Here is a 12,957-nt window from a genome sequence, read left to right on the forward strand (position 1 = left end):
TGACGGACGCCGTCCGGTCGATTCCTACCGGGTGTCCCCGGGCAGGCCGGCGACGCTGGCGCGCCGCCGGAAGGTTGCCCCGGTCAGCGGCGCTTGGCGCCGCCCGGCCGGTTGCCTCCGCCGCCGGAGCGGCCGCCGCGGGCACCGGTGGGACGCTTGCCCGCCGGCCGGGCGCCCACCTTCGGCGCGGCGCCGGCGAGGGCCGCCGCCTCCGGGTCGATGGCGTCGCCGTCGCCGGCCGCCACGGCCCGCGGCGCGCCCTTCGGGGCGACCTCGCCCCGGGCGATCGCGCCGCGCCGAGCCAGCACCCGCTTGTTGTGCGCGCTGATCCGCGGATCCTGGTTCTTCATCAGCACCAGCAGCGGGGTGGCCAGCAGGATCGAGGTCAGGAAGGCGACGGCCATACCGACGAAGAGCACCAGACCGAGGTCCTTGAGCGTGCCGGCGCCGAGCAGACCCGCCCCGATGAACAGCAGACCACCGACCGGCAGCAGGGCGACCACCGAGGTGTTCAGCGACCGCATGAGGCTCTGGTTGAGCGCCAGGTTGGACGCCTCGCCGTAGGTCATGTTGTTGTTCGCGGTGATGCCGCGGGTGTTCTCCTGGACCTTGTCGAAGACCACCACCACGTCGTAGAGCGCGAAGCCCAGGATGGTGAGGAAACCGATGATCGTCGACGGGGTGACCTCGAAGCCGACCAGCGAGTAGATGCCGGCGGTGAGGACCAGGTTGGTCAGCAGCGAGGCGATCGCCGCGGCCGCCATCCGCCACTCGAAACGCAGGACCAGGTAGACCGCCACCACCGCGATGAAGATCAGCAGACCGAGCAGCGCCCGGGAGGTGACCTGGCTGCCCCAGGCCTCGGAGACCTGGCTGCCGCTGATCTGGTCGGCGTTGATGCCGAACTCCTGGGCCATCTCGGTCTTGACCGCGTTGGCCTGGTCGGCGCTGAGCTGCGAAGTACGCATCTCGTAGTACTCGCCGCTGGTGCTGCCGACCTTCTGCGCGGTGACCACCTCGACGCCGCCGCCCTTGGCCGCCAGCGCCGCGTTGACCTTCTCCTCGGCCTGGTCCAGGGTGCCGACGCTCGCCGGCACCTGGAAGGAGTTGCCACCGGCGAACTCGATGCCGAGTTTGAAGCCCTGGATGGCGAAGCTGAGCACGGCGACCAGCACCAGCACACCGGCGACGCCGAACCACAGCTTGCGCCGGCCGACGATGTTGAGATCGGCCTCGCCCCGGTAGAGCCGGGACGCCAGACCAGTCTTAGCCATCTCAGGCCTCCTTGACGCGCGGGTTGCGGGCGGTGGCCTGCTCGGCCGACCGGGCCGGCAGGGCCCGGCCGAGACCGCTGACCCGCGGGGACAGGAACGCCCGGGTCCGGGCGAACATCGTCATGATCGGGTGACGGAAGAGGAAGACGACGACCAGGTCGAGGACGGTCGCCAGGCCGAGCGCGAAGGCGAAGCCCTTCACCGCGCCGACCGAGACGAGGTAGAGCACCACGGCCGACATCAGGGTGATGGCGTTCGCCGAGATGATCGTCCGACGGGCCCGGATCCACGCCCGCGGCACCGCGCTGCGTGGGCTACGTCCCTCCCGGATCTCGTCCTTGAGCCGCTCGAAGTAGATGACGAACGAGTCCGCCGCCACACCGAGCGAGACGATCATGCCGGCGATGCCGGCGAGGGTGAGGGTGAACCCGATCGACCGGCCGAGCACCACCAGCGCGCCGAAGACCAGCAGCGCCGAGAGCACCAGGCTCAGGAAGATGACCGAGCCGAGCAGCCGGTAGTAGAAGAACGAGTAGATGATGACCAGCAGCATGCCGATGCCGGCCGCGAGTAGGCCCGCCTTGAGGTGGCTGTCGCCCAGGGTCGCGGTGACGTTCTGCGCTTCAGCCTGGTTGAAGGTCACCGGCAGCGCGCCGTAGCGCAGCTGGCTGGCCAGCTGGTTGGCGGTCTTGCTGTCGAAGCTGCCGCTGATCTGGGAGTCGCCGGTCAGCACGCCCTGGATCTCCGGGGACGAGATGATCTCGTTGTCCAGCACCACGGCGACCCGGCACTTGCCGTCCTGGCCGAGCGCGGTCTGGTCGCAGGCCTGGCCCTCGTTGTTGAACGACTCACGGGTCAGCGCGGTCCACTTCTCCTGGCCCTTGCCGGTGAAGTTCAGGCTCACCACCCAGGAGCTGGTCTGGTCGAGCTGCGCGGACGCGTTTTTGACGTCGGTGCCGACCACCTTGGCCTTGTCCAGCAGGTACTTGGCGCCGGACTCGCAGGCGACCGCCTGCTGGTTCTCGTCCTTGATCGACGCCGGCGGCCGCTTGTCGAGCTGGGCGCAGGTGATGGTCGGGACGTTGTACTGCATGTCGACCGGCAGCACCGCGATCTCCTGCGGGGCGAGGGTGCCGAACGGCTTGAGCTTCTCGGCGAGCGACGGATCCGCCGTGACATCGGCCGGGGCCTTCAGGCCGGTGGCGGCGGACCACGCGGCGGCGCCGACCTTCTGCTCGACGGCCTTGCGCTGCTCCTCGATGCTCTGCGGCACCGGGGCGGCGCTGCCGGACGGCGCGGCGGCGCTCGGCGAGGCCGACGGGGTCGGCGCGGCGGCGCTGGCGCTCGGCGTCGGGACCATGCCGCCCTGCCCACCGGCGCTCGGCGACGCGGTCGCCTGCGGCGCGGCGCTGCCGGACGGTGCCGGGGCGGCGCTGCCCGACGGGGCGGGGGTGGCGCTGCCCGACGGGGCCGGGGTGGCGCTGGCGCTCGGGGCCGGGGCGATGGTGGCGCCGCTGCCGTCGGTGGCCTTGAGGACCTTGCGGAAGCGCAGCTCGGCGGCGCTGCCGACATCGGTCAGATCCCGGTTCTGACCGGGCAGGGAGATGACGATGTTGCGGTTGCCCTCGGTGACCACCTCGGCCTCGGCCACGCCGTACGCGTTGACCCGGTTCTCGATGATCTGGCGCGCCTCCTCGAGGTTGGCGGCCGTCGGGGGCTTGCCGTCCACGCTGTTGGTGGCCTCCAGCGTCACCCGGGTGCCGCCGATCAGGTCCAAGCCGAGCCGAGGCTCCAGCCGGTCCTTCCAGCCACCGCTGGCGCCGCCCGAGAAGAACACCAAAAGATAGAGGACGACGAAGACGAGCCCGAGCACGGCGAGCTGCCGTCCGGGGCGCATCTGTCCCTGAGGTGGTGCCACGGCTGTCCTGTCTCCCTGTACGGTCGCGCCGCTGAGCAGCGGCGACGAATGTCGGGCCGGGGTGTCCGCCCGACGGCTCTGACGGGTCGACGCCGCCGGCCGACACGCCTCCCGGTTACGACGCGGCGGCGCCGGCCGGAATTCCCGTGCGTGTCGGCGCCGGACGCCGACCCAACTATCCACTTGTGCGGGTGAATCCGCTGCCCCGTCCGGGGCCGGCGGTCACTCCTTGACGGTCTCCACGTCCTCGGCGGCCGGCTCGATCGTCTCGGGGCGCTCGGCCTGCTTGACCACCCGGGCGACGGCCGGGCGCGCGTACCGGGTCTGCACGCCCGGGGCGATCTCCAGCAGGACCGTCTCGTCCTCGACGGCGGTGACCGTGCCGTGGAGCCCACCGATGGTGACGACCTCGTCGCCCGGGCCGAGCGCGGACTGCATCTGCTCAGCCTCGCGACGCCGCTTCTGCTGGGGGCGGATCATCATGAAGTACATGACCCCGAAAAGCAGAGCGATCATGAGGATCGGCGTCAGACTGCCGGCTCCCCCGCCACTCGCTGCTGCGTAAAGCACGGTTGTTGACCTTCCCATTGGCCTCCCGACCGGCACGAGGGGCGCCGGAGCGGAGGCGGATTCTCACGTCCTGTAGACCGCGCGAAGTCTAGTCCCTGCACCTGGGAACACCGAATGCGACCCAGATCACGTTCGGATCACGGCGTTTCAGGCTGCGCGGAGAACAGATCGGGCACGGGAGGGGCGTCGGTGCCAAATGTACCATTCGGCGGCGTACGCCCCAGATGCTGCCAGGCAGCCTCGGTGGCGACCCGACCCCGGGGCGTACGCGCCAGCAGCCCCGCCCGCACCAGGAACGGCTCGCAGACCTCCTCGACCGTGTCGGGCTGCTCCCCCACCGCCACGGCGAGGGTGGAGAGCCCCACCGGGCCGCCCCGGAACGAGTCGACCAGCGCGATGAGCACCGCCCGGTCCAGCCGGTCCAGCCCGAGCGCGTCGACGTCGTACACGGTCAGGGCGGCCTGAGCGGTCTCCCGGGTAACCACGCCGTCGGCCCGGACCTCGGCGAAGTCGCGGACCCGGCGCAGCAGCCGGTTGGCGATCCGGGGCGTCCCCCGCGACCGGCCGGCGATCTCCGCGGCGCCCTCGTCGGTGATCGGCACGCCGAGAATCCGCGCCGAACGGCGCAGCAGCGACTCCAGGTCGGCCGGGGCGTAGAAGTCGAGGTGGGCGACGAAGCCGAACCGGTCCCGCATCGGCCCAGTGAGCAGGCCGGAGCGGGTGGTCGCGCCGACCAGGGTGAACGGCTCCACGTCCAGCGGGATCGCGGTCGCGCCGGGGCCCTTGCCCACCACCACGTCGACCCGGAAGTCCTCCATCGCGCTGTAGAGCAGCTCCTCGGCCGGCTTGGCGATCCGGTGGATCTCGTCGATGAACAGCACGTCGCCCTCGGCGAGGCTGGTCAGGATGGCGGCCAGGTCACCGGAGCGCTCGATGGCCGGCCCGCTGGTCACCCGGATCCCCGAACCCAGCTCGGCCGCCACGATGTTGGCCAGGGTGGTCTTACCCAAGCCGGGCGGCCCCGACAAGAGGATGTGGTCGGGCGGGGAGCCGCGCCGCATCGCCCCCTTGAGCAGCAGGTCGAGCTGGTCGCGGACCCGGTGCTGGGCGATGAACTCCTCCAGGCGCTTCGGCCGGACGCTGGCCTCCGCGTCCCGTTCCGCGTCGCTGACGAAGGCCGAGACCAGGTTCTCCCCCGTCATGAGTTGATCTTCATTCGCGACTGCGGGGCTCGCAACCCCGGCTCACTCCTCGCGCTCATCATCGGGTGCGGCCCAGGAGGCGGATGGCCTGCTTGAGCAGGACCGGCACCGGCGGGGTCGCCCCGTCGACGGTCTCGGCGACCGCGGCGACGGCCTGCTCAGCCTGGGCGGCCGTCCAACCGAGCCCGACCAGGGCCTGGCGCACCTGCTCCGGCCAGGCGCCCGCGGTCACCCCGGCCGCGCCGTCCGGACCGACCGGCACCGGGCCGATCCGGTCGCGCAGTTCGAGGACGAGGCGCTCCGCGCCCTTCTTGCCGATGCCCGGCACCCGGGTCAGCGCGGCGGTGTCGGCGTTGGCGATGGCCTTGCGGACCGCGTCCGGGGTGTGCACGGCGAGCACCGCCTGGGCCAGCCGGGGGCCCACCCCGCTGGCGGTCTGCAGCAGCTCGAAGAGCTGCTTGGCGTCGTCGTCGGCGAAGCCGTAGAGGGTGAGCGAGTCCTCCCGGACGACCAGGCTGGTGGCGAGCCGGGCCGGCTGGCCGACCCGCAGCTCGGCGAGGGTACCGGGGGCGCACTGCACCGCCAGGCCGATGCCGCCCACCTCCACCACCGCGTGGTCCGGACCCGTCGCGGTCACCGTGCCGCGCACGCTGGCGATCATCGCGCTCCTCCTCGTCGTGCCCGCTCGGCCGCGGCGGCCAGCTTGGATCGGGTCCCGCCGCGCCAGACGTGGCAGATGGCCAGAGCCAGGGCGTCGGCGGCGTCGGCGGGCCGGGGCGGCTCGGGCAGCCGCAGCAGCCGGGTGACCATCGCGGTCATCTGTGCCTTGTCGGCCTGACCGGAACCGGTCACCGCCGCCTTGACCTCACTGGGGGTGTAGGTCTGCACGGGCAGCCCGACGCGCGCGCCGGCGAGCACGGCGATCCCGCTGGCCTGGGCGGTGCCCATCACGGTGCGGACGTTGTGCTGGCTGAACACCCGCTCGACGGCGACCGCGTCCGGTCGGTGTTCGGCGATCAGGTCGGCGAGCGAGCGGTCCAGGTGCAGCAGGCGCAGCGGCAGCTCGTCCTCCGGATCGGTGTGGACGACGTAGTAGGCGATCAGCGTGCAGGGCCGCCCCGGCACGCCCTCGACCACGCCGACCCCGCACCGGGTCAGCCCCGGGTCGACGCCGAGCACCCGCACGCCGCCTCCTCCCCGACCGCCAGCAGTACGTGTGTTCGACACCCTACCGATCCACTCCGACGCCCGCCGGGGCGGACACGCCGTCGGGGGCGAACCGCCGGGCGACGCACCACCCGCTACATCCGCGCGTGGTCGATCGCGACGGACACCCGGACCACGTCGCCGTCGTCCTTGCCGGCCCGGATCCGCGCCGGCACGGGCAGCAGCCAGCCGTGCCGCCGATCCCGCCAGACGCTGGTCGACCAGGTGCGGCCGTCCACGGTGGCGACGACCGGCACCCGGCCGAACGGCCCGGCCGCGGACGGGGCGTACGCGTCCGGCACCGGCGCGAAAACCCACCCGCCCGCGCCCGACCACCGGAACAGGCTGGCCGGGAAGCTGGCCGCCGGCTCGGAACTGCCCGCCCGTCCGGGGCCTGCCCGGGTCTCCGTCACGTCCCACCCTCCGTCGCGCTCCGCCACCCGCTGCCGATGCCTGCGACCGGTCACTCTGCCAGGCACCTCCGACACAGCCGGCGGGCGAGCCGGGCGACGGCACCGACCGCCAGGGCCAGCCGGGGCGGCGCGGGTCGCGTCCACCCACACAGCCCTCGGGCGGAGTATGTGTCCGCACGCCATGTGCGCCCGGCCACACAGCTCGTAACTTCTTGCGCCATGACGGCAGAACCCGTGGCGGTCCCCCACGTCGTACGCGTCGACCTCTCCGGTCGCAGCGCCCTGGTGACCGGTGGTGGCAGCGGCATCGGACGGGCCTGCGCCCTGCGCCTGGCGGCGGCCGGCGCGGCGGTGCTGGTGGTCGACCGCAACGTGGAGGCGGCCAAGGCGGTGGCCGCCGAGGCCGGCGGCCGCGCCGAGGGGATCGACCTGGCCGACCCGGCCGCGGTGGACCGGCTGGACGTCGACGTGGACATCGTGGTCAACAACGCCGGCCTTCAGCACGTCGCGCCGGTGCAAGACTTCCCCGTCGAACGCTTCGAGTACATCCAGCGGGTGATGGTGGAGGCGCCGTTCCAGCTGATCCGGCGGGCGCTGCCGCACATGTACGCCAACGGCTGGGGGCGGATCGTCAACATCTCCTCGGTGCACGGGCTGCGCGCCTCGCCGTACAAGGCGGCGTACGTCTCGGCCAAGCACGCCCTGGAGGGGTTGTCGAAGGTGGTCGCCCTGGAGGGCGCCGCACACGGGGTGACCGCCAACTGCATCAACCCGGCCTACGTGCGGACGGCGCTGGTGGAGAGCCAGATCGCCGACCAGGCGGCCACCCACGGCATCGGCGAGGACGAGGTGGTCGAGAAGATCATGCTGGCCCGGGCGGCGATCAAGCGGCTGATCGAGCCGGAGGAGGTGGCGGAACTGGTGGCGTACCTGTGCTCCCCGCCGGCCTCGTTCATCACCGGCGCCTCGATCGCCCTCGACGGGGGCTGGACGGCGAACTAGTGGCGCCCCGCACAATGTCGGTCATGTCGTCGCCGGTTGAGTTTCTCGAGCTGCTGGCCCGGGAGGCCGCCGCGGTGGAGTTCGAAGGGCCGCTGGTCGCGGCCCGGGCCGCCGGCCTGCCGGCCGAGCGGCTCGCCGAGTTGGAGCAGGCGAAGGTGGTGGCGCTGCGGGTCCGCGCGCTGCTGGAGCGCCGGCGCCGTCGGGAGATCGAGCTCTCCGGCCTGTATGACACGGCCAGCGACCTGGCCGGGCTGCGCGATCTGGACGACGTCCTGCGGGCGATCGTGCACCGGGCCCGGAACCTGCTCGGCACCGACGTGGCGTACATGACGCTCAACGACGAGGAGCGCGGCGACACGTACATGCGGGTCACCGACGGCTCGATCTCGGCCCGGTTCCAGCGGCTGCGGCTGCCGATGGGGGCCGGCCTGGGCGGGCTGGTGGCGCAGACCGGCACGCCGTACGTGACGGCCAACTATCCGGAGGACGAGCGGTTCCACCACACCGGAGAGATCGACGCCGGGGTCGGCGAGGAGGGCCTGGTGGCGATCCTCGGCGTGCCGCTGCGGCTCGGGTCGAGCGTGATCGGCGTGCTGTACGCGGCCAACCGGTCGGCCCGGCCGTTCGCCCGGGAGGAGGTGTCGCTGCTGGTCTCCCTCGCGGCGCACGCGGCGGTGGCGATCGACACCGCCCGGCTGCTCGCGGAGACCCGCTCGGCGCTGGAGGAACTGTCGGCGGCGAACAGCACCATCCGGGCGCACAGCAGCTCGGTGGAGCGGGCCGCGGCCGCACACGACCGGATGACCGCCCTGGTGGTACGCGGCGGCGGGATCGAGGACGTGGCGGCGGCGGTCGCCGAGGTGCTCGGCGGGGCGCTGCTGGCGCTGGACGCCGAGGGACGGCGGTTGGCCCGGGTGGGCGAGATCGACGAGCCGGACCGGGCCGACATCGTGGAGGCGGTGGCCGCGTCCCGGACCGAGGGGCGCAGCGTACGCCGGGGCCCGCTCTGGTACGCCGCGGTGGTGGCCGGCGCGGAGAACCTGGGCGCGCTGGTGCTGCGCCCGGACGAGGAGCTGGTCGACGCGGACCAGCGGATCCTGGAGCGGGCGGCGCTGGTGACCGCGCTGCTGCTGCTGTTCCGGCGGACCGTGGCCGAGGCCGAGGGCCGGGTCCGGGGCGAACTGCTGGACGACCTGATCGCCCGGCCGCTGCGGGACACCGACGCGCTGCGCAGCCGGGCCCGCCGCCTCGGGGTGGACCTGGACGCCCCGCACGTGCTGGTGGCCGTGGGCGACGACGCGATCGCCGCGACCGGCTCGGCCCGGCAGCGGGTGCTCTCCTGGGCCACCACGTACGCCTCGACCCGGGGCGGGCTGGCCGCGGCGCGGGACGGCCGGGTGGTGCTGATGCTGCCCGGCAAGGACGCCGGCGGCGCGGCGCGCGCGGTGGCCCGGGACCTGTCCCGGGTGACCGGCCGGCCGGTGACCGCCGGGGCGAGCGGGCCGTCCACCGGGCCGGCGTCGCTGGCCACGACGTTCGCCGAGGCGGCACGGTGCCTGACCGCGCTGGGCGCGCTGGGCCGCGCCGGGCAGGGCGCGAGCACGGCCGAGCTGGGCTTCGTCGGGCTGCTGCTGGGCGCGGTCGGGGACTCCGGCGACCGGGACGTGGCCCGGTTCCTGACCGCGACCGTGGGGCCCGTGGTGGACTACGACGCCCGGCGGGGCACCGCGCTGGTCAAGACGCTGGAGGCGTACTTCGGGGTGGGCGGCAGCCTGGCCCGGGCGGCGGAGCTGCTGCACGTGCACGTCAACACGGTCACCCAGCGGTTGGAGCGGGTGGGGCAGCTGCTCGGCGCGGACTGGCAGAAGCCGGAGCGCGCCCTGGAGGTGCAGTTGGCGCTCCGCCTGCACCGGCTGCGTACCCCCGCCGGCTGAGCCACCGGGCGAGCCGGTGCGGCGGTTGCCCCACCGGCTCGCCGATCCGGCGGTGTCCGGGTGGCCCGGACACCGCCACATCGCCGATCCCGGTGTCAGGCGGCGAACGGGGACCCGGTCAGCGGGCGCGGAGGCCGTCCAGGACGGCGTCGACGATCCGCTCCGGCAGGATCCGGTCGTCCAGTTCGGGCTGCCAGCGCAGCATCCGCTGCATCAGCATCGGCCCGCTCAGCAACGCCATCGCCAACTCGACGTCCAGGTCGGCGCGGAGCTCCCCGCTGCGTACGCCGCGCTCGAGCACCTGCCGCATCAGCTTCCGGCGCGGCTCGACCATGGTCTGGTAGAGCCGGTAGTGGGCCGGGCTGCGGTTCACCTCGGGCACCAGGCAAGGCATGATCTTCGCGGCCCGGGGGTCGACGTTGTGCCCGATCGCGCCGACCAGGAGCACCAGGTCGTCCCGGACGGAATGGCCGGCCGGCTGGGGCGGGGTGCCCTTGAGGGTGCGCAGCGCGTCGAGCAGCAGGGCATCCTTGCCTGGCCACCGGCGGTAGATGGTGGCCTTGCCGACCCCGGCGCGGGCGGCGATCGCCTCGATGGAGAGCGCCTCGATCGTGTTGCCCTCGGCGAGCAGGTCCAGGGTCGCCTGCACGATCGCCTCGTCCGCGCGGATGCTCCGCGGTCGCCCGGGCGACCGCGGAGCATCGGCGGTGGAACTCATGTCAGACATTGTCGCCGAACCTACGCGGTCCCAGCCAACTCCGGTTCGGCGGCCGCTCGGGCGTCGGCCGGAGCGAGCACCGGGCGGCCCGGCATCCAGCGGAGCACGATGACGATGCCGAGCGCGGCCACCAGCGCGGAGAACCCCGCCGCCCAGTGCATCGCCGACACGAACGAGTCGTTGGCCGCCGCGATCAGCCGCGGCGCGGCCGGCCCGAGCTGCGCCGCCGCCGCGTACGCGCCGGAGATGGACTCCTCGGCGGCCGCCCGGGCCGGGGCGGGCAGGCCGTCGAGCGCCGTGGCGACGTCGCCCCGGTAGACCGCGGAGAGCACCGAGCCGAGCACCGCCACGCCGAGCGCACCGGCCACCTGGCGAATCGTGTTGCTGACCGCGGAACCGACGCCGGCCTTCTCCCGGGGCAGCGCCGACATGATCGACTCCGTGGCCGGCGGCATGATGTTGGCCATGCCGGTGCCCTGGACGAAGGTCAGGACCAGGATGACCCAGATCGGCGTGACCGCGTCGACGAAGACGAAGGCGCCGAGCGCCACCGCGGTCAACGCGAGGCCGACCAGCGCGACGGCCCGACCACCGAAGCGGCGGACCATCGCCGCGCTGCGCGGCGCGAAGAACAGCTGCGCCGCGGCGAACGGCAGGAAGAGCAGACCGGTCTCCAGCGGGCTGTACCCGCGGACCAGCTGGAGGTAGAACGCGTTGAAGAACATCACGCCCATCGCGGCGAAGAACACCAGCCCGACCAGCGCCACCGGGGCGGCGAACCGGGGCACCCGGAACAGCCGGACGTCCAGCGACGGGTGGTCGCTGCGCAGCTCGTGGGCGACGAACCAGGCCAGCACGGCCAGCCCGCCGACGATGGCGGCCCAGACCGGCAGTCGGTCGAAGCCGTGCTCGCCGCCGTCGATGATGCCGTAGGTGAGCGCGACCAGGCCGACCACGGACAGCAGCACGCCGAACAGGTCCACCCGGTCCGGGTTCGGGTCGCGCGACTCCGGCACCAGCAACGCGACCAGCACCACGCCGAGCACCACCACCGGCACGTTGATCAGGAAGACCGAGCCCCACCAGTAGTGCTCCAGCAGGACGCCGCCGAGGACCGGACCGATCGCCACGGCGAGGCCGACCGCGCCGGCCCAGACACCGATCGCCCGGGCCCGCTCCCGGGGGTCGAAGACGTTGGAGATGATCGACAGCGTCACCGGCATGATGGCCGCGCCACCGACACCCATCAGGGCGCGGGCGCCGATCAGCTGCGCCGGGTCCTGGGCGTACGCCGACAGCAGCGACGCCAGTCCGAACAGCGCCAGGCCGACCAGCAGGAAACGCTTGCGGCCGAGGCGGTCGCCCAGGACGCCGAAGGTGAAGAGCAGACCGGCGAACACCAGCGTGTAGGAGTTGATGGCCCACTCCAGCTCGCCCTGGCTGGCGCCGAGGCCGTGCACCGGGTCGGCCAGGGTACGCAGGGCGACGTTGAGAATTGTGTTGTCGAGGACGACCACGAGGAGGCTGATCACCAGCACCCCCAGGATCGCCCACCTCCTCGGGTGTCCAGTGTTCTCGTGCGGTTCCATCCCGGTTCTCCCCCCGGTTCACCCGCGTCGAAATACGATACGGGGCAGACTCGTAACGGCCCGAGCGTAAGCGAGCGAGTTTCGATACGGAACCGGTTCGTATCGTTTGTGCGCCAGGTCACGTGCCCGGTCAGGCTCGAGTCCAGCCGGCCATGGCGGGCCACACCCCCGTCGTGGTCCAGCGCCATCCGAATGGCCACCCTCCGCGGTTCGCGCCCCGCGTACGGGGGCCGGAACCGCGGGTGGTCAACAAGCAGGTGCAGCGCCGGCGTCGCGCCCTGACTAGCTAGCCCGCCCTCGTCCCGCACCCGTGCGCCCAGTGGCGCACTTTCGTCGAAAGTGAGGCCTTCCGGCGGTCCGAGGGGCCACTTTCCCCGAAAGTGTCCCCTCGTTCGTTGCGCCCGGGCGGTAATCCACTCCGTGTGCGGTATGTGGGGGTGTCGTGGGTGCCGGATACCACCTCCTGCTGCACCTGGAGTGGATCTACGGGGGTTGGCGGCCGCCGCCCGGGCGTTGTGGTCGGCGATGTCCGGTTTGCGGGTGACGGCCGGCATCCTGGGCCTGGAATCTCTGGCGGCCGGGGGTCGTTGAACACTGGTGCGCGGCCGAGGAAGGCACGCCACGAGCCGGGGCCGCCAGGACCCGGGTCGGAATGACGATGGGCCGCCGGTCGTTGCACATGAACCCCGCGACCGATGCCCCGTGAGGCGGGGTCGGCCAGGCCGGAATGTTGGTGGGCCACCGGTCGTTGCACATGACTCGCGACCGAGGAAGCTGCCCTCGTGTGGTGGGTGGTCGGGCCCGGAATGATGGCGGGCCGCCGGTCGTTGGATATGGTCCCGGCGCCGCGAAGAGGCGAACCCCTAGCCCCGCGAGCCGCTGGTCGAAGACTTTCCCCCTCTTGTTTGAGCGCCTGACGGTGCTTGCGCGCCCTGCCCACCCCCATGGGCGGTGGTGCGCCGACCCCCGAATGGAGCTTTGATCATGAACTCGATGCTGCGTAAGAGCATTCTTGGTGTTGCTGGTCTGGCTTTCACCGGTGGTGTGTTCGCCGGTCCGATCGCTGCTCACGCCGATGCCCCGGCCACCGCTGTTGGGAAGCCGGTGGCGGCGGTGCAGGCCGACAAGCCG

General features: G+C 72.8%; 11 protein-coding genes. 2 read left to right on the top strand and 9 right to left on the bottom strand.

Annotation, left to right across the window (positions count from 1 at the left end):
* Positions 1-83: 83 nt before the first annotated feature.
* From secF to ABZ783_RS36875, 7 genes are all read right to left on the bottom strand, one after another.
* Entirely contained in the window at positions 84-1,274 is a 1,191-nt protein-coding gene (secF, locus tag ABZ783_RS36845; protein ID WP_357447679.1) for a protein translocase subunit SecF, read from the bottom strand.
* A gap of 1 nt (position 1,275) precedes the next feature.
* Positions 1,276-3,192, bottom strand: a complete 1,917-nt coding sequence (gene secD, locus ABZ783_RS36850; RefSeq protein WP_357447682.1) for a protein translocase subunit SecD — start codon at positions 3,190-3,192, stop codon at positions 1,276-1,278.
* A gap of 222 nt (positions 3,193-3,414) precedes the next feature.
* Positions 3,415-3,762, bottom strand: coding sequence for a preprotein translocase subunit YajC (yajC, locus tag ABZ783_RS36855; RefSeq protein ID WP_357447685.1), 348 nt, complete (start codon positions 3,760-3,762; stop codon positions 3,415-3,417).
* A 137-nt stretch (positions 3,763-3,899) separates the two neighbouring features.
* Positions 3,900-4,964 carry a Holliday junction branch migration DNA helicase RuvB gene (gene ruvB, locus ABZ783_RS36860; protein WP_357447689.1) on the bottom strand — a complete coding sequence of 355 codons (1,065 nt, stop codon included), beginning with the start codon at positions 4,962-4,964 and terminating at the stop codon, positions 3,900-3,902.
* 58 nt (positions 4,965-5,022) lie between these two features.
* A complete protein-coding gene (gene ruvA, locus ABZ783_RS36865) occupies positions 5,023-5,625 on the bottom strand; it encodes a Holliday junction branch migration protein RuvA (RefSeq protein WP_073835740.1) in 603 nt (200 codons plus the stop codon).
* Positions 5,622-6,149, bottom strand: a complete 528-nt coding sequence (gene ruvC, locus ABZ783_RS36870) for a crossover junction endodeoxyribonuclease RuvC (protein WP_357447692.1) — start codon at positions 6,147-6,149, stop codon at positions 5,622-5,624. The genes ruvA and ruvC overlap by 4 nt, the downstream gene beginning before the upstream one ends.
* A 116-nt stretch (positions 6,150-6,265) precedes the next feature.
* The gene (locus ABZ783_RS36875) at positions 6,266-6,583 is read right to left on the bottom strand and encodes a DUF1905 domain-containing protein (protein WP_357447695.1); all 318 of its coding nucleotides are present in this window, start codon (positions 6,581-6,583) and stop codon (positions 6,266-6,268) included.
* Positions 6,584-6,802: 219 nt separating this feature from the next.
* On the opposite strand from ABZ783_RS36875, the gene ABZ783_RS36880 reads away from it, so the two are divergent.
* A complete protein-coding gene (locus ABZ783_RS36880) occupies positions 6,803-7,585 on the top strand; it encodes a 3-hydroxybutyrate dehydrogenase (RefSeq protein ID WP_357447698.1) in 783 nt (260 codons plus the stop codon).
* Positions 7,586-7,599: 14 nt separating this feature from the next.
* Positions 7,600-9,519 (top strand): helix-turn-helix domain-containing protein, encoded by a 1,920-nt coding sequence (locus ABZ783_RS36885; RefSeq protein WP_357447701.1) that lies wholly within the window; start codon positions 7,600-7,602, stop codon positions 9,517-9,519.
* A 118-nt stretch (positions 9,520-9,637) separates the two neighbouring features.
* On the opposite strand, the gene ABZ783_RS36890 is transcribed toward ABZ783_RS36885, so the two are convergent.
* Together ABZ783_RS36890 and ABZ783_RS36895 are read right to left on the bottom strand one after the other, a co-directional pair.
* Positions 9,638-10,246, bottom strand: a complete 609-nt coding sequence (locus ABZ783_RS36890; RefSeq protein WP_357447704.1) for a TetR/AcrR family transcriptional regulator — start codon at positions 10,244-10,246, stop codon at positions 9,638-9,640.
* Positions 10,247-10,257: 11 nt separating this feature from the next.
* Positions 10,258-11,826, bottom strand: coding sequence for an MFS transporter (locus ABZ783_RS36895; protein ID WP_357447707.1), 1,569 nt, complete (start codon positions 11,824-11,826; stop codon positions 10,258-10,260).
* Positions 11,827-12,957: the final 1,131 nt, after the last annotated feature.

It is taken from the genome of Micromonospora sp. NPDC047738 (genome assembly GCF_040642675.1).
Lineage (GTDB): Bacteria > Actinomycetota > Actinomycetes > Mycobacteriales > Micromonosporaceae > Micromonospora.